The 23,247-nt window shown below is 63.2% G+C and carries 24 protein-coding genes; 9 read left to right on the top strand and 15 right to left on the bottom strand.

Annotated features, from left to right (window positions below; all coding sequences use genetic code 11):
* Positions 1-270: 270 nt before the first annotated feature.
* Positions 271-1,755 carry a methyl-accepting chemotaxis protein gene (locus OVA12_RS21530; RefSeq protein ID WP_268140691.1) on the bottom strand — a complete coding sequence of 495 codons (1,485 nt, stop codon included), beginning with the start codon at positions 1,753-1,755 and terminating at the stop codon, positions 271-273.
* Between the two features lie 505 nt (positions 1,756-2,260).
* Between OVA12_RS21530 and OVA12_RS21525 the strand changes: the two genes are divergently transcribed.
* From OVA12_RS21525 to OVA12_RS21515, 3 genes are all read left to right on the top strand, one after another.
* Entirely contained in the window at positions 2,261-2,806 is a 546-nt protein-coding gene (locus OVA12_RS21525) for a DUF3833 family protein (RefSeq protein WP_268140690.1), read from the top strand.
* 180 nt (positions 2,807-2,986) lie between these two features.
* Complete coding sequence (locus tag OVA12_RS21520; RefSeq protein ID WP_268140689.1) at positions 2,987-3,919, top strand: VOC family protein; 933 nt, start codon at positions 2,987-2,989, stop codon at positions 3,917-3,919.
* Between the two features lie 3 nt (positions 3,920-3,922).
* The gene (locus OVA12_RS21515) at positions 3,923-4,543 is read left to right on the top strand and encodes an alpha/beta hydrolase (protein WP_268140688.1); all 621 of its coding nucleotides are present in this window, start codon (positions 3,923-3,925) and stop codon (positions 4,541-4,543) included.
* A 131-nt stretch (positions 4,544-4,674) separates the two neighbouring features.
* Here the strand turns inward: OVA12_RS21515 and OVA12_RS21510 are convergent, their stop codons facing one another.
* Together OVA12_RS21510 and OVA12_RS21505 are read right to left on the bottom strand one after the other, a co-directional pair.
* Complete coding sequence (locus tag OVA12_RS21510) at positions 4,675-6,237, bottom strand: methyl-accepting chemotaxis protein (protein ID WP_268140687.1); 1,563 nt, start codon at positions 6,235-6,237, stop codon at positions 4,675-4,677.
* 190 nt (positions 6,238-6,427) lie between these two features.
* Complete coding sequence (locus tag OVA12_RS21505; protein WP_268140686.1) at positions 6,428-6,940, bottom strand: YcgN family cysteine cluster protein; 513 nt, start codon at positions 6,938-6,940, stop codon at positions 6,428-6,430.
* Between the two features lie 87 nt (positions 6,941-7,027).
* Here OVA12_RS21505 and OVA12_RS21500 point away from each other — a divergent pair, with 87 nt between their 5' ends.
* The 3 genes from OVA12_RS21500 to OVA12_RS21490 are packed head-to-tail and all read left to right on the top strand — an operon-like array spanning position 7,028 to position 10,481.
* Complete coding sequence (locus tag OVA12_RS21500) at positions 7,028-9,244, top strand: transglycosylase domain-containing protein (RefSeq protein WP_442793909.1); 2,217 nt, start codon at positions 7,028-7,030, stop codon at positions 9,242-9,244.
* Positions 9,241-9,903, top strand: coding sequence for a DUF1214 domain-containing protein (locus OVA12_RS21495; RefSeq protein ID WP_268140685.1), 663 nt, complete (start codon positions 9,241-9,243; stop codon positions 9,901-9,903). The genes OVA12_RS21500 and OVA12_RS21495 overlap by 4 nt, the downstream gene beginning before the upstream one ends.
* Entirely contained in the window at positions 9,900-10,481 is a 582-nt protein-coding gene (locus OVA12_RS21490; RefSeq protein WP_268140684.1) for a DUF1254 domain-containing protein, read from the top strand. Before OVA12_RS21495 ends, OVA12_RS21490 begins: the two co-directional genes overlap by 4 nt.
* Before the next feature lie 15 nt (positions 10,482-10,496).
* Here the strand turns inward: OVA12_RS21490 and OVA12_RS21485 are convergent, their stop codons facing one another.
* Together OVA12_RS21485 and OVA12_RS21480 are read right to left on the bottom strand one after the other, a co-directional pair.
* Positions 10,497-11,267 carry a hypothetical protein gene (locus OVA12_RS21485; RefSeq protein WP_268140683.1) on the bottom strand — a complete coding sequence of 257 codons (771 nt, stop codon included), beginning with the start codon at positions 11,265-11,267 and terminating at the stop codon, positions 10,497-10,499.
* Positions 11,268-11,409: 142 nt separating this feature from the next.
* Positions 11,410-11,643: a hypothetical protein gene (locus OVA12_RS21480; protein WP_268140682.1), complete on the bottom strand. Its 234-nt coding sequence runs from the start codon at positions 11,641-11,643 to the stop codon at positions 11,410-11,412.
* A gap of 184 nt (positions 11,644-11,827) precedes the next feature.
* Here OVA12_RS21480 and OVA12_RS21475 point away from each other — a divergent pair, with 184 nt between their 5' ends.
* Positions 11,828-12,997 (top strand): DUF2336 domain-containing protein, encoded by a 1,170-nt coding sequence (locus tag OVA12_RS21475; RefSeq protein ID WP_268140681.1) that lies wholly within the window; start codon positions 11,828-11,830, stop codon positions 12,995-12,997.
* Between the two features lie 28 nt (positions 12,998-13,025).
* Here the strand turns inward: OVA12_RS21475 and OVA12_RS21470 are convergent, their stop codons facing one another.
* From OVA12_RS21470 to OVA12_RS21460, 3 genes are all read right to left on the bottom strand, one after another.
* Positions 13,026-13,370, bottom strand: coding sequence for a DUF1491 family protein (locus tag OVA12_RS21470; RefSeq protein ID WP_268140680.1), 345 nt, complete (start codon positions 13,368-13,370; stop codon positions 13,026-13,028).
* A gap of 133 nt (positions 13,371-13,503) precedes the next feature.
* Complete coding sequence (locus OVA12_RS21465; protein ID WP_268140679.1) at positions 13,504-14,388, bottom strand: peptidoglycan-binding domain-containing protein; 885 nt, start codon at positions 14,386-14,388, stop codon at positions 13,504-13,506.
* Positions 14,389-14,401: 13 nt separating this feature from the next.
* Positions 14,402-16,156 (bottom strand): sensor histidine kinase, encoded by a 1,755-nt coding sequence (locus OVA12_RS21460; protein WP_268140678.1) that lies wholly within the window; start codon positions 16,154-16,156, stop codon positions 14,402-14,404.
* Between the two features lie 346 nt (positions 16,157-16,502).
* Between OVA12_RS21460 and OVA12_RS21455 the strand changes: the two genes are divergently transcribed.
* Entirely contained in the window at positions 16,503-17,006 is a 504-nt protein-coding gene (locus OVA12_RS21455; RefSeq protein WP_268140677.1) for a DUF5330 domain-containing protein, read from the top strand.
* Positions 17,007-17,274: 268 nt separating this feature from the next.
* Positions 17,275-17,703: a SufE family protein gene (locus OVA12_RS21450; RefSeq protein ID WP_268140676.1), complete on the top strand. Its 429-nt coding sequence runs from the start codon at positions 17,275-17,277 to the stop codon at positions 17,701-17,703.
* Here OVA12_RS21450 and OVA12_RS21445 read toward each other — a convergent pair.
* The 7 genes from OVA12_RS21445 to OVA12_RS21415 all read right to left on the bottom strand — a co-directional run bounded on the left by OVA12_RS21445 (position 17,648) and on the right by OVA12_RS21415 (position 23,246).
* Positions 17,648-18,295, bottom strand: coding sequence for a DUF6456 domain-containing protein (locus OVA12_RS21445; RefSeq protein ID WP_268140675.1), 648 nt, complete (start codon positions 18,293-18,295; stop codon positions 17,648-17,650). The two genes, OVA12_RS21450 and OVA12_RS21445, sit on opposite strands and share 56 nt — an antisense overlap.
* 146 nt (positions 18,296-18,441) lie before the next feature.
* On the bottom strand, positions 18,442-18,876 hold the full coding sequence (locus tag OVA12_RS21440) for a helix-turn-helix domain-containing protein (protein WP_268140674.1): 435 nt from the start codon (positions 18,874-18,876) through the stop codon (positions 18,442-18,444).
* 640 nt (positions 18,877-19,516) lie between these two features.
* Entirely contained in the window at positions 19,517-19,933 is a 417-nt protein-coding gene (locus OVA12_RS21435; protein WP_268140673.1) for a MucR family transcriptional regulator, read from the bottom strand.
* A gap of 532 nt (positions 19,934-20,465) precedes the next feature.
* Positions 20,466-20,825: a monovalent cation/H(+) antiporter subunit G gene (gene mnhG, locus OVA12_RS21430; RefSeq protein ID WP_268140672.1), complete on the bottom strand. Its 360-nt coding sequence runs from the start codon at positions 20,823-20,825 to the stop codon at positions 20,466-20,468.
* Entirely contained in the window at positions 20,822-21,178 is a 357-nt protein-coding gene (locus OVA12_RS21425) for a cation:proton antiporter (protein ID WP_268140671.1), read from the bottom strand. The genes mnhG and OVA12_RS21425 overlap by 4 nt, the downstream gene beginning before the upstream one ends.
* Positions 21,175-21,651 (bottom strand): Na+/H+ antiporter subunit E, encoded by a 477-nt coding sequence (locus tag OVA12_RS21420; RefSeq protein ID WP_268140670.1) that lies wholly within the window; start codon positions 21,649-21,651, stop codon positions 21,175-21,177. Before OVA12_RS21420 ends, OVA12_RS21425 begins: the two co-directional genes overlap by 4 nt.
* Positions 21,648-23,246, bottom strand: a complete 1,599-nt coding sequence (locus OVA12_RS21415) for a Na+/H+ antiporter subunit D (protein WP_268140669.1) — start codon at positions 23,244-23,246, stop codon at positions 21,648-21,650. Before OVA12_RS21415 ends, OVA12_RS21420 begins: the two co-directional genes overlap by 4 nt.
* Position 23,247: the final 1 nt, after the last annotated feature.

Below are 23,247 nucleotides of genomic sequence, written 5' to 3'. Positions count from 1 at the left end.
GTCAGAAAGGCCGAAAACTTGTCCCCGGGTGGGTTCACCGGGTGCATTGTCTCCTGCAGACGACGCTCCTTGCGTGGGACCAGATTGACATCCCATCCGCACTCGCCGTCAGCCGCACTTCTTCGACCATGACAAAACCCTACCCGAACAGCGCTCCGCTGTCAAGGATTATTTTCCTATATTCTTGCACCTAGTCGCCAATGAAAAAGGGCCGGACCAGTTGCCCGGTCCAGCCCTCATGCGATGGAGTGACTTTGTGTACCGCCGATCTCAGCCGAGCTTGCGCGAGGCCTCACGCGCCTTGAGCGTGGCGCTCTCGATGGACGACGTCGCCCGCGAGATGTCGCTGATGCTCTCTGTGATGGCCTGCACCCCGGCCGAGGCCTGGTGCATGTTGCCGGAGATGTCGCGCGTCACGGCTGCCTGCCGGTTCACCGCGTCGGAGATTGTCGCCGAGATGTCGCCGATGTTGCGGATGATGCCAATGATGGACTCGATCGCCTTTTCGGCGCTGCTGGTCGAAGCTTGGATCGACCCGATCTGGCCGGTGATGTCCTCGGTGGCCTTGGATGTCTGGCTGGCCAGTTCCTTCACCTCGGCTGCCACCACGGCAAAGCCGCGCCCGGCTTCACCAGCCCGGGCAGCCTCGATCGTTGCGTTGAGCGCCAAGAGGTTGGTCTGGTTGGCAATGCTTTCGATGAGTTCCAGCACCTCGCCGATGCGCTGCGAATCCTGGCTCAGCTGCGCCATGATCCGGCTCGACTGGTCCGCTTCGGTCACAGCCGTCTTTGCAACGTCAAGCGCCGTCGTGACCTGCCGGCTGATCTCGCCGATCGATTCCACCAGTTCCTCGGCTGCGGTTGCCACCATCTGAACGCTGGAGGCGGTGCGGCTGGACGCGTCCGACACGTCAGCAGCCCGCGCGCTCGTGCTGGTCACCTCGGACGTGACAAGCGCGAGATCGGCGTCGATTTCCTTCTGAACCACCTCGCGATGCTTGCGCCGCGCCACCTGTACGGTTCGATCCGTGGCAAACTTCACTTCCTTGGTCAGCCGGCCATTGGCATCGAAGATCGGGTTGTAGGTCGCCTGGATCCAGACATCCTTGCCGTCCTTGCCGAGTCGATGAAATTCACCCGCATGGAATGCACCCGACCGAAGATCCTCCCAGAACTGACGATAGGTCGCACTGTTCCGTTCTGCAGGATCGACAAACATGCTGTGATGCTTGCCGCGGATTTCATCGATCCGATAGCCGACGGCATTGAGGAAGTTCTCGTTCGCATCCAGAATGGTGCCATTGAGATCAAACTCGATCACCGCATTCGACCGGTTGATGGCATCCAGCTTGCTCTGCAGCTCGGCTGCGCGTTGCCGCTCCTCGGTCACCACGGAAGCAATCTTGATCACACGCGCAACGCGGCCGTTCCTTTTGACCACCGGGTTGTAAGTCGCCTGGATCCAGACTTCCTCACCCGACTTGGACACTCGGCACCATGATCCGGCCTTGAACGATCCAGACGCCAGTTCTTTCCAGAAGCCACTGTATTCGGCCCCTTCCAGATCCCGCTTGCAGACAAACATCGAATGATGGCGCCCGACGATTTCCTCGGTCGTATACCCAAGTGCTTTCAGAAAGTTCTGGTTTGCACGAACAATGGTCCCGTCCGGTGTGAACTCGATAATTGCTTGCGAACGGCTGAAGGCCTTCAGTACCTCAGCCTGTTCCAACCCCAGAAAGCTTCGTACGCCCATTTACTTACCTAGCGTAATTTCTGAATCTTCCGGGTACTCTGCATGACCCCGGTTGCTGGAAAGTTAAACAGTCGTCGACCCTCACCCCGGGCACGAGATCGTGAACCAAATAAAGACACAACTATATCTTCAAATGCAAAGTTAACATCAGCTCGAAATTAAATAATAACGCGTTCAATTTCTGCAATAATAGCCAAAAAACACATTATTAACACTGAATGACGATGAAAATTGCCCTATACTGATAACGCATACATTAAACTTTTGATCTAAATCAGTTATATACTATTTGTCATTTGATGAATCGCTAAAATATTAACAACTGATAGATCCTGACGAAACCAATACGCTGAATACCGCTTTAAGTAACTACCAAGAATTTGAACAATTGCTCAAGCATTGCCTGAAATATCTCCCACTTCCTCCTTAGCTCAACGTCTCTCGTGATCCAGCGGACCATCCACGTCGTAGGCAAAACGGTGATTTGTCCGTTAGGAGACCTCTCATGTCCCGGCCCCGCCGCCCGTCTGGCCTTCTGCTTCCGCCTTTCCTGTTTGCTCTCGCGGCAGCCTTGCTCGTTCTGCTGATGGTTCCTGCGCGCGCGGCGCAGCCGCTGGTGCTCGAGGAGTTCTTCCGCGGCCGTACGGTGGCCGAGGGCGTGTTTGAAAGCCGCATCGCCGGCGTCCGCCGCGAGTTCAAGGTTTATCTCGAGGGCACCTGGAACCCGAAGACCTTCACGCTCCGCCTGCGCGAGGATTTCGTCTATGCGGATGGCGAGAAGGACACCAAGGTCTGGTTCTTCCAGAAAGTCGGCGACCGCCGCTACATCGGGACCCGCTCCGACGTGCTTGCACCGACCCATGTCACGCCCGAGGGCGACAGCCTTGTCTTCACCTATGCCGCAGAGGTGCCGGTCGGCGAGGGCTCGATTGCCCTGCGCTTTCTCGACACCCTGACGCCGGTGGACGCAAAGACCGTCCGCAACACGGCAAAGGTGGTCAAGTATGGCATCACCGTGGGCACCGTGGACCTGACCTTCAAGCGCCCCTGATTGCCCTTGCCAACCGTCAACGATTAGCTCGTTCTTCCCATGTGAATAGGTCGATTGTTCAATCAGAGTGAACTTCAAGTCGAGCATTCGCGGCATTCCCGGATCCGCAACCGCACCTTAAGTTCAGCGCATCAAACAGAGCGGCCCCACTCCGGGGCTGCCAGATCGGGAGATTTTCCCATGCTGAACCAGATCCGCGGCCTGCATCATGTCACCTCCATCGCCGGTGACGCTGCCGCCAACAATGCCTTTTTCACCCAGACCCTCGGGCTGCGCCGCGTCAAGAAGACCGTCAATTTCGACGCGCCCGACGTCTACCATCTCTATTATGGCGATGAAGTCGGCACCCCCGGCTCGGTCATGACCTATTTCCCCTTCCCAGGCGCCCGCAGCGGACGCCCCGGCACCGGCGAAGTCGGCACCACCGTCTTCGCGGTTCCGGAAGGCGCCATCGGCTACTGGAAGGATCGGCTCACGGCTGCCAAAGTCGACGGCCTGATGGAGGACACGCTTCTGGGCCAGAAGCGCCTGCATTTTGCCGGTCCTGACGGCGACGGCTTTGCCCTCCTCGAAGTGCCCGGCGACAGCCGCGCGCCATGGACTGGCACCGACGTTGCCGCCGATGTCGCAATCCGCGGCTTCCATTCGACGACGCTGCGCCTGCGGGATGGCGGAGCGACGGGCGAGCTGCTGCGCTTCATGGGCTACCAGCAGGCAGAGACCGCGGAAGGCTTCACCCGCTACCAGATTGACGGCGGCAACGGCGCGCATGTCATCGATGTCGAGGTCATGCCGAACATCGCCCACGGCGTCTCTGGCGCTGGCTCGGTGCACCACGTGGCCTTCGCGGTCGAGAACCGGGCCGCCCAGCTCGAGGTCCGCAAGGCCCTGATGGACACCGGCTTCCAGGTCACGCCGGTGATCGACCGGGATTACTTCTACGCGATCTACTTCCGCACGCCCGGCGGTGTCCTGTTCGAGATTGCCACCAACGAACCGGGTTTCGACCGGGATGAGGACACGGCCCATCTGGGCGAAGCGCTGAAGCTGCCGAGCCAGCACGCGCACCTGCGCCCCTATCTGGAAACCCACCTGCCCAAGCTGGAGGGCTGATCCATGGCGAAAGACAGCTACCCCCTCTACCTTCGTCCGGCCTCCGGGCCGGACGAAGCCCCGCTGGTGGTCGCCTTGCACGGCACTGGCGGTGATGAACACCAGTTCGCCAACCTCGCTGACAGCCTGTTTCCGGCCGCAACCGTGCTGTCACCGCGCGGCGATGTGTCGGAACATGGCGCCCTACGCTTCTTCCGCCGCACTGGCGAGGGCGTCTATGACATGGCCGATCTCGCGGCCAGAACAGACAAGATGACCAGCTTCCTGTCCGCCTGGAAGACGGAACTTAGGCCCCGCAAGGTGCTCGCTTTCGGCTATTCGAACGGGGCCAACATCCTGGCCAGCGTCGCTTTCCAGCGTCCGGATCTGTTCGACGCCATCGCCCTGCTGCACCCGCTGATCCCGTTCGAGCCAGTCGCAAACCCGGCTCTCGCAGGGCTGCCTGTCCTGATCACGGCAGGCCGCCGCGATCCCATTTGCCCTGCTCCCCTGACGACGCGCCTGCAGGGTTGGTTCGAGGCGCAGGGTTCTGCCACGCAGACCCTCTGGCACGACGGTGGCCATGAACTGCGCCCGACCGAGATCGAGGCCCTTGCCCGCTTTGGCCAGGACCATCTGAACTGATAAAAAAGCCCCCACGGCACTGCCGTGGGAGCTGATCTTCGCGCGATGATCGGCGACGACGTCAGGCCGCGCTGACGCGGCGCAGGAAATCGTCGATGCTGGCTGCCAGCTGACGGGTCTTGTCAGCCACGTCATTCGAGGACCGTTGAAACGTCTGCGGCAGAGGCCGAGGTTTCATCGACGGCGTGTTTCACGCTCGTCATGTTCACGGTAATCTCGCGGGTACCGGATGCGACTTCCTGCACCGAATGACTGATTTCGGCCGTCGCTGCCCCTTGCTGCTCCAGCGCGCGGGAAATCGAGGCCGTGTACTCGTTCACCCGAACCATCGTCCTGGCGATTTCCTCGATCGCGGCAACCGAGCCCGACGAGGCATCCTGGATCGCAGTGATCTGCGCCGAAATCTCCTCGGTCGCCTTCGATGTCTGGGTGGCGAGATCCTTGACTTCTGCGGCCACGACAGCAAATCCACGACCGGCTTCACCGGCGCGAGCGGCCTCGATGGTCGCATTCAACGCCAGCAGGTTGGTCTGTTCGGCGATATCCTGAATGAGCTGCAGCACCGCACCGATGCGCTGTGCAGAGGCAGCAAGCCCGGCCACCTGCTCGTTGGCAGAAGCCGCCTTCGAATTCGCAGCTGCAACAACAGCGCTGGTATCGGAGATCTGGCGGGAGATCTCGCCGATCGACGCCGACAGTTCCTCCGACGCCGAGGCGACGGTCTGGACACTGGCATAAGCCTGTTCAGTTGCTGCGGCAACGGACGCAGTCCGGCCCGTGGTATCTCGCGAAAGGTCAAGGAGAACCGTCGAAATCTGCGCCAATGTACCAGTTGATTCTTCGACAGGCTGCAGAAGCTGACGGGACTGGTCACGGAAGCCGGCGATCATTGCTTCCAGGGCCATCTGCCGATCCCGTTCCTTCTCGAAGCCGGCACGCTGGTCAGCCTCAAGCTGGCGTTGACGCAGGCCGTTGTCGCGGAACACTTCCACCGTCTTTGCCATCTGGCCAAGTTCATCGCGGCGCAAGGTGCCAGGTACGGCGACCTCGAGGTTGCCATCGGCCAGGGTGAGCATGGTTCGGGACAGCTGGTCGATCGGTCCTGTGATGCGGCTGATGAGATACATCAGCGCCGAAGATACGACACCAATTGCGATCAGCACCATGACCAGGGCGGTAATCTGTGCGTCACGCTCGGCGACAAGCAGCGCCGAACGGTCAAAACCGATGAACACACTGCCGATGCGGCTCACCGTACCAGCTTCATCCCGCAGGATCGGCTTTACGCCCACCATGAACGCATCTGTCTCGTAAAACCGCGTTGCCTTTTCATCGCTCGGCTCCAGCGCCTCCGCCGGCAGCAGCGCCAGCATGTCCTTGCCTTCGACTGCCGCCTTGGCGACGGTCGTGAAGATCGCGCCATTCTCCTCGCGCACCACTGCCCAGGAGAAATGATCGTTGTCGGTCAACGGCTGCAGCACCGTCTTGGCAAGATCCTGGTTGAAGTCCCAGATCGCGTTGCCCAGCGCCTGATTGGACAGTTCCGTGCTCAGCTTGATCTCCGAATGGAAGGCATCTTCCACCGTGTCGATCAGGTCGGCTGCTGTGAGATAGGAGAACGCGGCGAATGCGCCGGCGACAATAACCACGACAGGCGCAATGGTCTTGAACTTGATTGTTTGCCAGAACTTCATGTCAGGCCCTCAATTGAACTGACGACATGGTCAGGGGCCGGAGCGAAAATTCCGTTAATTCGAACGCCAGACTTTCGCAAATAATGCAATTCACATAAAATTCGGCATCGTAAAAATACGAATGCAAAGCATCGTTGACGATCAGCTCACCCTGCCCCTTAGTAAGCTGCCTAAATTTGTTTCAATGCGATCACGGCACCTTCTTGCGCCGTGCCTTGCGTGGCACCTGCATCGGCCAGTTGACCACGTGGTCTTCGTAGTCCTCAATCTCGATCCCTGCCTCGGATACAGTCCGGCCACGCACCGACACACCAGCCTGATGCACCGTGTCCGGATCACCGGAAACAAGCGGATGCCACCAGTAGAGGTCCTGCCCTTCGCGCACCAGACGATAGGCGCAAGTCGCCGGAAGCCAGGTCAGCGTCCGCACTTCCTCCGGCGTCAACTGGATGCAGTCGGGCACGTTCTGCGTCCGGTTGGGATAGTCGCTGCACCGGCAGCTGGCATCGTCGAGCAGCTGGCAGGCGACGTTGGTCCAGACAATCTGACCGGTGTCCCAGTCCTCAAGCTTGTTGAGGCAGCAGCGGGCACAGCCGTCGCACAGCGCCTCCCATTCGCTTGTCGTCATTTCCTCCAGCGTCTTCAAGCGCCAGTAGGGTTCCGACTTGCTGGAGTCGATCGGGGGATTCTTGGCGTCCGGCATTGATTTCGTGGCCCGTTTCGGGTTCCCTGATGCAGTATCGATATGCTGTCGATCCTTTAACAGCATCTTCAGACGACGGATAGCGCTGTGAGTTCCGACCTTCAGGGCGATGGCGGCCCGGATCGCCCGCATGCGCAGACCGAGGGACCCGCGCCCGGGGCTGCCCCGACGCCCCCGGCCAGGCGGCGGCGCAATTCCTATCGGTCGCTGACAAGCCGTCTTCTGTCGGCTGATGCCTGGGTGGACACGGCGCTCTGGCGCGCTGGCCGCACGATCGGCGAGGGCATGCGTTCCTATGACCGGTTCCTGCGCCGGTTCGAGGTCCGCGGCTTCAGCCGCGCTGCCGCTGAACTCGGATCGGACGGTGCGACTTTCGGTTTGCTGGGTCTTCTGGTCCTGCTCACCTTTGCCCAGCCCGCCTTCGAGGCGACCCGCAATGCCGACTGGATGACCACCGAGGACTTCGCCGTCACCTTCCTTGACCGCTTCGGCAAGGAAGTCGGTCGGCGCGGCATCGTTCTCAACGACACAGTCCCGCTTGAAGAAATCCCGGACGTGTTGGTCAAAGCCACACTCGCCACCGAGGACCGTCGCTTCTTCGAGCATTTCGGCATCGACATCTTCGGCACGTCGCGTGCCATGGTCGAGAACCTGCGCGCACGCACCGTCGTCCAGGGCGGTTCCTCGTTGACGCAGCAGCTCGCCAAAAACCTGTTCCTGTCCAACGAGCGCACGCTGGAGCGCAAGGTCAAGGAGGCATTCCTCGCCCTCTGGCTCGAGGCAAATCTCTCCAAGCGGCAGATCCTGAAGCTTTATCTTGATCGCGCCTACATGGGCGGCGGTGTCTTTGGCGTCACGGCGGCGTCCGAGTTCTATTTCCGCAAGAACGTGCGCGAGCTGTCGCTGGCAGAGTCCGCCATGCTCGCCGGTCTCTACAAGGCCCCCACCAAATACGCGCCGCACATCAACCTGCCGGCCGCCCGGGCGCGAGCCAATGAAGTGCTGACCAACATGGTCCAGTCCGGCTTCATGACGGAGGGCCAGGTCATCGGGGCACGGCGCAACCCGGCCATTGCCGTGGACCGGTCCCAGGACCAGGCCCCGGATTTCTTCCTCGACTGGGCCTTCGACGAGGTCAAGAAACTGTCGCGGCGCAATCCGGCCCTTGCCCGCGACCGCATCGTCACCGTCCGCACGACGCTTGACCCGGCGCTGCAGCGTCAGGCCGAACAGTCCGTTGACAGCGTCCTCACGGAATTCGGACAGGCAAGGCGCACGCGCGAGGCCGCGCTCGTGGCAATGGTCCCCGATGGCAGCGTGCGGGCCATGGTCGGCGGGCGCGACTATGGCAAAAGCCAGTTCAACCGCGCTGTCGATGCGCTGCGCCAACCCGGTTCGTCGTTCAAGCCCTTCGTCTACATCACCGCCTTCCTCAACGGCTATTCGCTCGCCAGCGTCGTGCCGGATGCGCCTGTGTCTATCGGCAACTGGAGCCCGCGCAACTATTCGCGCGGCTATGCCGGTCCCATCACCCTCAAGGAGGCCCTGACCCGGTCGATCAACACCGTTCCCGTGCGCCTGTCGATTGCCGTTGGCCGCCCGGCGATCATCGCGACGGCCTACAAGATGGGCATCACCCATGAGCTGCAGAACACCGTGTCGCTGCCGCTCGGCGCCTCGGACGTGTCGGTCATCGACATGACCGCCAGCTACGCCGCGTTTGCCAACGGCGGCCTCAAGGCGACGCCCTACGCCATCCTGGAGGTGCGCAATTCCGCTGGGCAAATCCTCTATGACCGCAGCCGCAACGAGCCTGAGCCCGAGCGGATCCTGCCGGCAGACAAGGTCGGGGAACTCAACGACATCCTGATCAATGCCGTGGAGAACGGGACGGGCCGCCGGGCCATGGTCGACGGGGTCGCGGTCGCCGGCAAGACCGGCACGACGTCCGCCTACCGCGATGCCTGGTTCGTCGGCTATACGGGCAACTTCGTCAGTGCGGTCTGGTTTGGCAACGACGACTTCTCCCCGACCGACCGTGTCACCGGCGGCACCCTGCCCGCCCTCGCCTGGCAAAAGCTGATGGCCTATGCCCATGCCGGCATCGAGCTGACGCCGATGCCAGGCGTTGATCCGGCCCGCCTCAAGCCGGCACAGGTTGCCCGCACCGGCGACGGTACCCCGGCGGCAACACAGCCGCGCATCCTGTCCACCCGCACGGCCGAGGTGCTAGGCCGCATCGGCCGCTCCCTCGACGCACTCGGCCAGACGGCATCGGCCGGGGAAGGCGTGGCCCAGCCATGAAATCCGCGTTCCCGCTTGGTCCTGAAACCAACTGGCAGAAAACCGAGACACCGGAGATCCTGCGCCCCTCGCGCATGTCACGCCTCGCACGCGCCCTGGCGCTGATCGGCACGATTGCGACGGCGGTCGTCCTGGGGCTCTGGTCGGCGCATCTTGCCTTGACGAGCGAGGAGTTGTTCCAGCCCATCCGCATCGGCGTCTGGGGCGCGCATCCTCTCGCAGGCACACCACAGGCAGATCCCTACTCGGCCGCCATCTACGCGCGGACTGGCCGCGTGCCGCTGGCCAATGGCGAGGGCGTTGCCTTTGTCGCCACCACGGACAGCTCGGGCGAACCACTGTCCCCGGCCTGCACCTACCGCATCTCCGGCCAGACGCCGACCGCGCGCCTGTGGACCCTGAACTCGGCAGATCGCGACGGACACCTGATGCCCACCGCGGGCGGGCGGGTCAGCCTGTCGAGTGCCGGGCTTCTGCGTCTGGCTGATGGCAGCTTCGACATCACGGCCACCCGGCGGCCACAGCCGGGCAACTGGCTGCCGCTCGGCGAAGGCAACGGGCTCACCTTTGTCCTGCGTCTCTATGATGCGCCGATCACCACCGGCGCGTCGCTTGTCGGCCTCACCATGCCGGCCATTACCCGCGTGGGGTGCCCATGAGCCGCAGGAACCTCGTCCGCATCGCGCTCTATAGTCTGGCCAGCCTTCTGCTGGCCGGCATCATCCACATTTTCGTGGTGCTGACGGTGCCCGGTCATGTCCGTGCCGAAGCCTTCGCGCGCCTTGCTCGCATCGGCGCCGACCGGACCTTCCACGTCCTGCCGGCGGTTGCTCCGGGCGCCGAAACCCTGCCGATGCTCGATCCGGAAATGGGCCATGCCCTGTGCTGGTTCCGCCTCGGCGACGGGCCCGTCCGCCTTAGCGCTGCCGTCAACTCGCCGTTCTGGTCGATGGCGCTGTTCAATGGCGCCGGTGAGGTTGTCTACAGCCTCAACAACCGAACCTCCGGCAGCGGTGAACTGGCCATGCTGGTTCTGACAACGCCGCAGCTCTCGATCCTGCGGGAGAATCCGCCCGATAATCTGGATGAGCTGATCGTCATTGAGACTGATCAGGCCGAAGGCTTCGTGCTGCTGCGCGCCTTTGTCCAGGACCGGCCGAGCGCCGGGCTGATCAGCAAGGCCCTTTCCGGTGCCCGCTGCGAGACCCTGCGCACCGGCGCGCCCAAGTCCAGCTGACGACCGGTAGGCAGTTCACTTCTGCGGTGCCGGCCGCTCGTGCCCCCAGTTGGAGAAGATGCGCGAGCGTTCGGCATCGATGGCTGACTGATAGCGATTGGTCTGCTCGCAGCCCTTCTCGGTGAGCCGGATCACCGTTTCCAGTTCCTTGATCGCCCGGTTGGCTTCCCAGACCCGGCTGCCGGAGGGCGTCTCGATCTCGAAGTGATCCACCGCCGTCTGATAGGCCTGGATGCGGAACCGCAGCGCCTGCGCCACCCAGTCGGTATAGGCCCGGTTTTCCCACACCCGCGCATTGGCCCCGGCATAGGTATCGACCGTGACAAGGTCGCGGCTCGACAGGGCGCGCAGGCGGTCGAGATCAGCCTTGGCCACACGTGTCGCCACCTCGCAGAACGGCGGCACCAGCACCGCATCTCCGCGCGCATCTGCCGAAATCCGGTCAAAGCGCACCTCGCTTGAGCGGAACCGTTCCGATCCAAGGAACACGGTGTAATTCGTCACGGGAACCAGCCCCTCGCGCTCCGGCAGCAGCCGCGTGCGCGCCAGTTCCACCTTGGTGCCGCCGATCCAGTCCTGTGTTGCCGGCGGCCGGATCAGGCCCCAGCCAAGGTTGCGCAGCAGCTTTTCATCGTCCGTGAGCAGGAATTCGGAAACAGGTTCCTCGCGCAATCGCGCCGCCATGTTGCCTGCCTCCGGCATCAGGGCATCATGCACCACCGATGGCCGGGCGCGGTCGAAGTCTCCGGTTGGGCGGGAACAGGCAAGTGGGCCGAGGCCGGCCATAGCCAGCACCACAAGACAGCTTGCGGCGAAACGCGGCCGCGTAGACCCACAATGGGCCGGTATCCTGGACGTCCGGACCTTTGCAAACCAGGCCTGTGTCATGCTCATGCAGCCATCCTCGCGCGTCACCTCGCGCGGCGGCTCATGCGTCAGTCAGGGCCGCCTGATCGTGTTCGGGGGCCGCATCCTTGGCCGGTGTACCGATGGTCCCGATTCGCGGGGTGAGATCAAGCGACTCGCGCTCGATACGCACGCCAGGAAAGAGGACAACCCGGTCAGCAGCACTTTCAGCGCTCAGGTCAGGCCCAGCACCAGTCTCGACTGGTCTGCGCCTCAGCGGCCTGCGGGCCGCTGCGAAATCCAGCAAGGTACCCATCGTCGTCTCCGCCTGTTCAGCAGCCCGATGATACGCCGGGCCGCACGCCCCACAGCCTGTTTCCTGTCGGTACCCTCATGTTACGCGCCGTCAGGGTTAACAGCCTGCTAACGGTTTACGTCTAAGTTTAGGCAACGGATCCGTCGGTCCGTCTTTGTGTATCTGGCTGTGTTGACGCGTATCCATGTCCCCAGTCCCGTTCGGTAATGGCCGTGACCGGCCAGCGCTTGATCCTGAGATCATCCGCAAGGATCGTCTGCTTCTGGCAGCGACCGAACTGTTTTGCGCGCGCGAACGGCACGACCGCAGCGAAGTGCGGGCCTTTTCGGAACTCGCCCTCAATCTCTACGACGCCACCTCGCTTGCTGATCGTCGGCGCGTTGCCTGTCTGATTGCCCGCGCGCCGCAGGCACCTGTCGACGTCCTGTCGCGGTTCGCCGCCGACGAGGATGCGCTCGTCGCCTATCCCGTCCTGCTGCATGGCGCAGCGATTGACGCGGCAACCCTCGCCCTTGTTGCCCGGCGCGGCCCGGAGAGCCTGCGACGGGCCTTGCTGCGCCGCGATGACCTCGATGAGGCAACGCTTGTCCTTCTGGCGGAACTCGCTGAACCCGATACGTTGTTTGCGCTGGCAGACCGCCCGGACCTGCATCTTCCGGATGCCTGCCTTGAAGTCCTGTGCAGCCGGCCAGCCGTGATGGACCGGCTCGGACCTCGCCTTGCCGAACGCAATGCCCTGCCCAGCAGCCTGCTGATGGCCAATTTTCCGACGCTCGATCCGCAGAACCGGCAGCGCGCGCTCGCGGCGGCCGGATTGCGGGCCCTGGCCGAGAAGGCGCGCCAGACGCTGGCAAAGCCGGTCCGCCCGACCCTCAAGCCGCAGCTTCTGAAACGGCTCACGGAAATCGCCCTCTCCGGCGGCCCGGAGGACTTCGCATCCGAACTGGCGCAGATCCTCGGGCTCGACGGCGACTTCTGCCTCGCCATTGTCTCGGACGCGAGCGGCGAAAGCCTGATGGTCTCGCTAAAGGCCCTCGGCATGCCCGAGGTCGACGCATCGTCCATTCTCGTAAGGCTCGGTGGGGCCAGCCTGTCGCTGGAGGGCCTGCGCTCGGCCCTGCGCCTCTACGACACCCTGTCTCTGGCGGCCGCGCAGTTGCTCGTCTCCACCTGGCGGCAGCATTCCGGCGCAGCCCTGCAGTCCTCGCGGACCGACGCAGGCGTTCAGGCCGCGCCCGTTGCCGGTCTTCGCAAGTCGGTGCTGGCCGATGGCCCTGCCACCGGCCTGCGCGGCAGCGACACCTCGCATCTGGGTGAGGAAACCGCGACGGAAAAGCGCCTCGCCTCGTCCTGATCGGCCGCGGCGCTCGGGCCTAAGTCTCTCAGCTCTCCGGGATCAACGGCAGCACGGTGGTCCCGTCGCGGCTGTCGATCTCGACAACCCAGAAATCCGGATCCATCCGCTTTTCACGTTCAAGCCGGTTGCCGGCGTCCTCGCGGCTGCCCTTGCTGATCAGGGTCTCGAACAGGCGTTCGTCCGGCCGCGTGTCAAAGATCGCCTGCGGGGCCGGACCATAGAGGTCCACCGTCCCGTCAAGACGATCCACCAGCACGAAGATCGCGCCCGCTTCCTCGGCGCCCTTGCGGGAGATGGCCGCAAAAGCTCCCTCCCCGGTCACCCGGCGGATCAATGCGCTGACGTAAAATCGGCTGGTCAGTCTGGCCAAGGGCCGGCTCCCCGGATCTGCGATGGTCCCGGTTCCGGGCGTTCCTCGATCGCTGATCACTGTTTGAAATGTGAGCGTCAAAGGCCCCTGGAGAAAGCCCGTGACATTGGCGGGGCCTCCCGCCGGGCTTGGCTCAGCCTTCGAACGGGATACCGGTGAAATCTTCGATCTGGCGGATCAGGGCGGGCGAGACCTGGCCGGTGATTGCCATCCCACGGTCAAGCTCGAACCGCTGAATCGCGTTGACGGTGTTCTGGCTCATGACACCATCGGCACGCAAGGGGCCATAGCCCAGTTCGGCCAGCAGCGACTGCACCCGCGCCAGCCGCCTTGCGTCCATGTCGAGCGATCCGGACAGATCGCCAACCGGGCGCGGCGGGGTCGGCGGTACTTCGGCAGTGACCTGCGGAGCGGGGGTGAACGGCGGGGCCGGCGGCACCGGCTGGGCGGCCAGCACATCCGCCGTGCGGGCCGGACGGGCAAAGGGCGAGGGCCGAGGCACGGGCACATGCGCAGTCGGCAAAGTCTGTGGATGACCGCCGGTGGCTGCCTGCAGCGCCGCCTGCGCGGCTGCCGCCATGTCGTCCGTTTCCATCAGCAACCGGGCCAGCAGCGCACTCGTCGCCTGCCCTGTTTCCGGCATTCCGGCCAGAAGCTCGTAGCGGCGGATCGAGCGTTCCGTGGCAGGTCCGATCAGACCATCCAGCAGTCCCTCATAGAGGCCAAGCCGGCGCAACTCGGTCTGGATGTCGAGAATGAGCGTGGACACCGGCTGCGCGATGACGCTGCGCTCCTCGCCGCCTTGCACGTCCACCTGACGCTCGCGCGAGACGACCAGGGGTGCAGGATGGCGTTGCGGCTGCAGGCTGATGGCATTGGCGATGATGAGGCAGCCGGTGAGCGCCATGACGACCGATCCACCAGCAGCCAGCGGATTGTCCAGCGCGGCGCTGCCCGCGCGGGCAATCAGGCCCTCGCGTTCTGGCAGGTCATCGAAGTCGTCTTTCCGCCGGGCCATCTCAGCTCCCGTATCAGGCGACGGTCTTCAGGGCCGATCGAGCCCCTGCGGTATCGTGGTCACGCGCCGGCGCCAGCGGCAGGATGACGCTGACCAGCGTTCCCGCGCCCTTGCGGCTTTCGACCTTCAGGCTTCCGCCATGCAGCTCAGTCAGCGCCTTGACCATCGACAGCCCGAGGCCGGTTCCGGCCGCTGCCTGGGGTGCCGCACGGAAATAGGGCTCGCCGATCCGTGCCAGTGCGGCTTCGTCCATGCCAAGGCCCGTATCGCGCACCGACAGTTCCACCGCATCGCCGGTCAGGCGCGCACCCAGCACGACTTCCGCACCATCGGCGCTGAACTTGACGGCATTCGACAGGAGATTAAGCACGATCTGGCGGCACGCGCGTCGATCCGCCGGAAAAGCGTTCAGCCCTGCGCAAATGTCGGTCCGGATGGTGATGCCGCGCATCGAAGCTTCGCCTGCCAGCATGTGGCGGCAGCTTTCAAGGCAGGCCGTCAGGTCGAACGGCTCGATGGTGAGGTCGTACTGCCCCTTCTCCAGCCGCGACACATCCAGCAATCCCTCGACTACTTCCAGCAGATGCGTGCCGGATTCGTGGATCAGCTCGACATATTCGCGCTTGCGTTTCTCGTCCGTCAGCATCGCGGGGCTCGCCCGGAGCAGATCGGAGAAGCCGATGATGGCATTCAGCGGCGTGCGCAGCTCATGGCTGACGGTTGCCAGCATATGGCTACGGGCCGCAGTTTCAGCTTCCGCGGCGCTGCGGGCAAAGGCCTGGCGCTCGTCTTCGGCCATACGGGCAGAGGCATCGCGCAGCACGGCAACGACAATGCCGTCCGGCAGCCGGCGGCAGGTCAGGTCAAGCCAGCGGTAATCAGCAACACCGGCCTCGCCCGGCTGGGTCTTGCCACTGCGCAGCCTCACATCCAGCCGCGCCGGCTCCAGCCCGCGCTCGGCGTCAGACACGGCCTTCAGATAAGCGGGCCGGTCAGCCACATGCAGTCGCTGGAACAGTCCCTGATGCTGCAGCTGGCGCGACGGAACGCCGGTCACCGTCTCGCTCGGGCCCGTCAGCGTCATCACGTCGCCGCCTTCGCCGAGGCGCAGCACGAGGTCGCCAAGTGTCCCGCAGACAAGGCGCAGATCCTGCTCGCGCACCTCGATGAGCGCGTCGCTGCGGCTCTGGTCAAAGGCAAAGCGCAAGGCCAGCATCGCCGCATAGGCAAGACCGGCGCCAGCGGACACGGCAAGCGCTGTCTTGGCGTCAGGCGCCATCGCCAGCGCCTGTGCGTCCGGCATCATCATGGTCAACAGCGCGGCTTCGACCACGCACAGTGCGGTGACCCAAAGCACCGCCCTGCGGTCACCCGACAGCGCGGCCTCCAGTGGAGCAAGCAGCAGCCACAGCAAGGCAAAGGAGGCAATTCCGCCGGTGATGGCGCAGATCGCACCGATGAACAGGGCAAACAGCGCGGCAGAGGCAGCCTGCGCCAGAACGAGATAGCCGGTGCGCGACAGGAACAGCGCAAGCGGCCACTGCGCCATGGCCCAGCCGAGCGCCAGCGTCAGCGGCAGCGATGCGGGGCCGGCAAGGGCGAGATGCAGGGGAAGGAGAATCAGGGCAGCCGACCCGGCGACAAGGCTCGCGGTCATGAAAGCTGCGTGGCGCGGTGCACGCAGGGCATCGGCAGCAGCCGATGGATGCACCAGCCCCTCGATGAAGCGGCTCAACGTCTGGCCAAACACCTGCAGAACTTTGGACACGCTACGCAACACACTCACTCTGATCGGCAGGGATCCGGTTCGTCCCGGAATCTGTTCCAGAGTGAGTTTTGCGCAGACCGCTTAAGGAACGCTGAAAGCCGATACACAATCGGCAAAATGGCAAGAGACAGAACCTCAGCCATTTCCAGCGGTTGGCGCAAGATTGCTCAAATTTGAATCAAACTTGCCGCGTATTTTCCTCAAGTCTTCGAAGCATTTGACGAAAATCGCCGTCGCCATCTGAACCGGCCCTTTGCATGTGGGTGTTACAGTCGTCGTCATAAGAAAACCGCTGGCCCGTGGCACGGAGCACGGCGGACCTCAGGAACTGCAACAGGGTAGCGTCATGTTTTTTCTGATCAGAACAGCCTTCTGGCTTACGCTGGTCCTCCTGCTGATCCCGCTCGGCACGGGGCAGAAGGACAGCACCACGGGGATCGACGTCGATCCGCTCGCTGCAATGCTCGCAGCGCAGGCAACCGTTTCCGATCTCACCGGCTTCTGCGACCGCAATCCGCAGGCTTGCGAAACCGGCGGGCAGGCCCTGGTCGCCATCGGGGCCCAGGCCCGCGACGGCGCACGGATCGTCTATGAATTTCTCGACAAATCGGTCGAGGGCACCGCACCCGTCGCTCCGCAGGCCAGCGTGAGCGCAGATGCACCGGCCTTCACCGGGTCTGTCGGCAACGCCGGCACTCTGGCACCCGCCCCGGCTCCCGCCTGGCACGTGCCTGCGCCGGAAACAATTCCAGGAGCCGCAGCTGTTGCTCCCGTTCAAGCTCCCTCCGCTCCGGAGGCCTCCTTTGGGCCGGTGCCACGGCCCAATCCCCGGTCAGGCTCTCGTGTCTGACCACTGCTGTCCGCGTTCGATCGTGTCGTTGCGTATCGTTCGCGGTGGTTTGCGCCCCGCATGACCGGACCGTGCCGCCCTCTCTGGCGGCTGGTTCGGGAGACGGAAAACACTACGCGGACTTTACCGCGACGCCGCAAGTGGGCAGCTGCCCTTTCCGCTTGCGGCGTTTCTTTTTTGTGCCGCCCTTCTCGGGCCCCGGCTGCGCTTGCACTTGTCCGGCAGGCCGCTATATCTGCGGCACCTTCAGTTCCCATCGGGCACCGGCATGACAACCTCACTTGGCGACATTCTTGACGGATTCGAGTTCCTCGACGACTGGGAGGATCGCTACAAGTATGTCATCGACCTCGGCCGCGCCCTGCCGCCCTTTCCGGCCGAGTGCCGCACCGATGACTACAAGGTCCGGGGCTGCGTGTCGCAGGTCTGGCTGGTCACCCACGTCACGCACGACAACGCCGGCGAGCCTGTCCTGACCTACGAGGGCGACAGCGACGCCCTGATCGTTCAGGGCCTCGTTGCCATCGTACTGGCAATCTTCTCCGGCAAGACTGCCCGCGAGATCCTCGCAACCGACGTTGATGCAATCTTCGCCCGCATCGGCCTTCAGGACCACCTGACGCCGCAGCGCTCCAATGGCCTCAAATCGATGGTCGACCGGATTCGCCGGGACGCTGCGGAGAGCCTTTCGGCCTGACGCCGGGAACACCCATCCGATAGTGCTCGCTGAGGCTGGTCAGCGCGAGACCAAGCACCACCTTGCCCGAGCGCGGTGGCCAGCCCCGCTCCTTCTCGACCGCCTCGAGCCCTTTCAGCAGGCAACAGACGTCTACCAGCACCGGCGCAAGCCCGCCTCCGACTGCGCTCAGGGCCAGTTCGACCCGGCGCCTTGCCGCAAGGATGTGGTCTTCCAGGTCCACCCCCGTCGATGGGCGGCCGCCGCTGATCCGCTCGGTCCGCCAGCCGCCGGCAAAGCGCGGCATCAAGCCAGCAAATGTGTAGTCCTGCCGCAGCCGCTCTCCCGCCTCCACCTGATGCCGGTCTAGCAGCGCCCTGCCCTTTGCATCCTTGCGCGCCGCGAGCCAGGCCAGCGGGCTTTCGCCAAGATCCACCACGGGGTTGGCGTTCAACCCTGATCCCGCCGGTGCCGTGACCTCAGCAAGGTCATCTGTCCCGGAAATGTCTGAGGTGGATGCCTGGCGCAATTGATGCTGGGCGCGGAAAGCGTCTTCGGCTCCTGCCAGCATCCGGCGCAACCGCAAACGCCCCGCGTCGGTCAGGTGCAGCATTCCGTTGCGGTTCTCGACCACACCATCTGCGAGCCACCGCCTCCATATGGCCCGCGTGTGCGCCCCATGCCTCTCTACCGCGTCATCCAGCTCGGTTGATGGCAGCGGTCCCCGCGCCAACCGTTTCAGCAGCGCTCTGTCCTGCATCACGCGCCTCCGCCGGCTTGGGCGATGGCGACGAGTTCCATCGGCGCAAGGCCGACGTTCCCACCCGCGCAGATGGCACGCTCGAGCTGATCCAGCATGTGGTCATGCCTTGGGTTGTCGCGCAAGTCCTCGAACTTGCGACAAGCATAGCCAACCGTTGAACGGTCTCGGTTGTACAACCGCCCAACCTCACCCAGCGTGAACCCAAAGGTGACATGGGCAAGATACATCATGATCTGCCTTGCATCTGCAACAGTCTTGCGGCCTCGCGTAGACAGGTAGAGCTCTTCGCGCGAAATCCCGAAGCTTGCAGCAATAATCATTTCCGCCCTGACAAGACGTTGCTCAAACAATGGGTTCGCCCGGGCACTGGCCAGCCGGCACCTGACCCGCCCCTTTACTTCCCCAAGCACCTCCACGACGAAGTTTTGCATTGAAAACCTCCACATTATCTTCCGGTTTGTAGGCTTATTTTCCTACATTCTAAGGGCTCAATTTGAGGTGGGGGATAAGTTTCCTATCAACTTGCAGGGGAACCGCGGGTGCAAACCAAAGTTATCCCCGCCCTGCCGGGTTGCCCGCAAACTGGAGCAGCAAGGAACAGGTGCCGAGGGGACAAATAATGGGCCTGGGAAGGAAGAAAACGGGTCAGACGGCGGCGCCGCTCAGTGAGGCCGGCGCCCGGACACGTGGGCGGATCATCAGACTGCTTGCGCGCGAAACCGCGCTTCCGGAAGGTTGGGCAGCTGGACAGCCTGTCCCGCGTCAGACGGTTCGTGCACTTGTGCGGGCTTGCCGCTGTGAACGTGGACGGCTCAGGTCCGGGCACTGGACAGCCAGCCTGGCGCGATATCTGGCGCTGCTGTCAGCGATACAGCTTGCCTTTGCCGCGCGCGCACCGGTCGCACGACCTAGGGGCAAGGTCTTCTGCAATCCGAGCGCTCAAAGATCCACCGCAAGCCCGGTTCCGGTCAGAACTGCCCCATCCGCCGGGGCACCAAACAAAAAGGACCGCCCCGGAAACCGGGACGGTCCTGATCCGTGCTGACACGGAAGAACGTTTTGCGCTGGCGCTTACTTGGTGCGCTTGCGCTGCTGGCCGAGGCCCATCTTCTTGGCCAGTTCCGAACGCGCAGCGGCGTAGTTCGGGGCGACCATCGGATAGTCTGCCGGCAGGTCCCACTTTTCGCGGTACTCTTCCGGGGTCATGTCGTAGTGCGTGCGCAGGTGACGCTTCAGCGACTTGAACTTCTTGCCGTCTTCCAGGCAGATGATGTAGTCCGGCATGACGGACTTCTTGACCGGAACGGCCGGCTTCAGCGGCTCCGGCTCCGGCTCGGCCTGGGTGCCGGACGTACGCTGCAGAGCGTTGTAGATATCGTTGATCAGACCCGGCAGTTCCGTAGCAGCCACCGTGTTGTTGCTCACGTAAGCAGAAACGATCTCAGCGGTCAGGTCGATCAGGTTGGCGTCTACCGGATTGTCAGTCATATCTCATCCGTTCCATATATCTTGTGTCGATCTCATAAGTCGCTCCGAAGCTTCCCGCTCCGGCACCCGCCTTCAAGAACCTGAAGTCTTGCTTGCGGTGTTCGACTGCAAAATGTGATTCTACTGCTTTTGCAACGTTCTTCGCGTTATACAGGCGCCCTTGGCAGTCGACAAGCCCTGAACAACAACGAAAAAGTAATTCTTCAAGCGGAATTGGCTGCATCAACAGTCAGTCGTGACCAAATTTGTCGAATTTGTGGAGATCCCACTGAGTAAATTGCTCTGACGCGCAATCAATGACCAATACCGTAACGACTCGACCATCAATCCAGCATCGACGCTTGCCTCTTTGCCCATTCCGACAGGCATTGCAAGCCAGGATTCGCGGTGTGACTGTCTTCAACCAGCGAACTGCGCGACGACGGTCAACCAACGAGCGAAAAAACTGACGCTGAGGCAATGACTTCGCAACAAAAAGGTCCGGAGTGCCAGCACTCCGGACCTGAACATTATCCCTAGTATTTTTTACAATTCAGGCCTTGCGCTTGCCCGTGCCCTTGCCTTGCAGCTCCCGCACCCAGTCCTGCCGCATGCTGGCGCAGGGCGGATAGCCCGCCGCAAAGGCTGCTTTGGCCAGCAGATGCGCCGAGATGGGGGCAGTCAGCAGGAAGAACAGGACACCCGCCACAGCGCGCGTGATCACGTCCAGCTGTCCCGCGTCAATCGCGAGCGCGATCAGCATCAGGCTCGAACCAACCGTACCCGCCTTCGAGGCCGCATGCATACGGGTGTAAACATCCGGGAGACGCAGGATGCCGACAGCGGCAAGCACCGCGAAGATCGCGCCGACCAGCAATGTCAGGCCGACCACAATGTCAAAGAGAGCGGTCATTTCACACTCCTGTTGCGCGCCACGCTGTCCTTCACCTCTTCCGCAATCGTCTGGTCGCCAGCTGCGCCGCGATTGAGGATGAAGCGGGCCAGGGCCACAGTCGCCAGGAAGCCGACGAGGCCGAGGGTAATCGCGATGTCGATGTAGAGGTAAAAGTCGGTGGCAACGCCAATCACGGCAATGAAGCCGATGACGGTTGCAACCAGCATGTCCAGCGCCAGCACCCGGTCTGGCAGCGTCGGCCCCAGCACGGTGCGCACCACCGTCAGCAGGAAGGCAAGGCACAGCAGGGCCAGCGAGATCTGGATGGCGACGTCCAGGAAGCCGGACGCAAAGGTTTCCAACGGGCTCAACGGAATGCCTCCATGATCTTGCGCTCGAAGCCGTCGCGAATGTCGGCAATGGTGCCTTCGGGGTCCGGCAGATCGACGCAATGCACGTACAGGATCTTGCGGTCATCCGACACGTCGACCGACAGCGTGCCCGGCGTCAGCGTAATCAGGTTGGCCAGCAGCGCGATCTCGAAGTCCCGGTCAACGGTCAGCGGGAAGGCGATGATGCCGGGGCTGACTTCCAGCTTCGGGCGGCTGACCATCAGGGCCACACGCCAGGCCGACAGCGCCAGCTCCTTCAGGAACAGCAGCACCAGACTGATGACGCGGTCCATCCGCCGGAAATAGGTCGAGCCGCCGATCTGCTCGCGGATCATGTAGAGCACGCCCGACCCAAGCACGAAGCCGAAGCCGAGATTGACCACCGAGAAGGAACCCGTCACTGCGGCCCAGGCGAGGGCCAGCAGGATGTTGATGAGGAACAGACCGGTCATGCGCCGCCTCCGAACACAGATCTGAGATAGCCGACCGGGTCCACCAACCCGGATGCGCCGCGCGAGGACACTTCCATCATCCATTCCGGCTGCAGGCCGAACAGGATCACAAGCGCCGTCAGGATGCCGATCGGAACCCAGACAGCCGCCGTCGACTGCCCCTGCGCGCCAAGCGTCAGCACGCCGCCGCCGGGCAGGCTGACGGAACCGCCATCAACCGTCCCCTCCGGGCCGCCGCGCCAGAACGCATAGATCCAGACGCGGCCAACGGCCAAAGATGTCAGGAAGCCGGTCACGAGGATCGAAGCGGCCAGCCAGTTCCAGCCGAGCGTCAGCGCGGCATCCACCAGCATCACTTTCGGCCAGAAACCGGAGAACGGCGGCAGGCCTGCAACCGCAAGCGCCAGGACCAGGAACACGCCGGCCAGCACCGGGCTGGCCCCATAAAGGCCACCGAGCCGGCGCAGGTCGTAGCTGCCGGCCATCGCGGCCATCAGTCCTGCGGCCATGTACAGCGCGGTCATCACCAGGATCGAGTGAACGGCATAGAACACCGTTCCGGACAGAGCCAGCACCGAGCCCATCGCAATGCCCGCCAGCATCGAGCCGATGCCCGAGATGACGAGGTATCCCAGCATCCGGCGCAGGTCCGATTGTGCCAGCGCGCCAATCACGCCGGTCAGCATCGTCAGCGCAGCAACCCAGGCGATGATTTCCGCCAGTTCGGTCCGCGCCGCCGGCATCAGCATGACGAGCGTGCGCAGCAGCGCATAGACACCGACCTTGGTCAGCAGCCCGGCAAACACCGCCGCCACCACGATGCGCGGCGTGTGATAGGACGAGGGCAGCCAGAAATTCACCGGGAACGCGGCCGCCTTCATGGCAAAGGCCAGGAAATACAGCACGGCAATCGTCATCAGCGGACCGCTGACGCCGCTTTCCCTCACCTTCATCGTGATGTCGGCCATGTTCAGCGTGCCGAGCTGGCCATAGAGCAGACCGGTGGCGATCAGGAACAGGTTGGTGCCGATCAGGTTGAGGATGCCGTATTTCACCGTACCATCGAGCTGGGCACGGTCATTGCCGAGCACCAGGAGCCCGTAGGACGAGATCAGCAGCACCTCGAACCAGACATACATGTTGAAGATGTCGCCGGTCAGGAACGCCCCGTTCGCGCCCGTCATCATCAGCAGCAGGAACGGGTAGAAACCGTAGCGCTTGCCGGAACTGTCGATCGTGATCGAGGCATAGAGCCCGGCCGAAAACGCGACGATCGCCGCCACCAGCGCCAGCGTTGCCCCCAGCGCATCGACGGTGAAGGCGATGCCGAACGGCGGCAGCCAGTTGCCCATCACCATGGTGATGACACCGCGCTTCAGCACTTCGGCCAGCAGCATCACGTTGTTGAGCACCAGCAGCCCGAGGAAGAACAGGCCAAGCTTTGGCGCCAGCGTTGTCTGCTTGCGCGTGATCAGGCAGAGCGTGCCGCCGATGATGGTGAGGATCGACGGGGCAATGACCAGCCAGTCGGCGAAGGCGACCGGCTCGGTGAACATCGCCTGCGCAATGTCGACAGTAGTGGAAGAACCAGCCATG

Source organism: Pannonibacter sp. SL95 (assembly GCF_026672425.1).
Lineage (GTDB): Bacteria > Pseudomonadota > Alphaproteobacteria > Rhizobiales > Stappiaceae > Pannonibacter.
The sequence above is the reverse complement of the archived record's forward strand: the minus strand, read 5'-3'. Positions and strand labels throughout refer to the sequence as shown.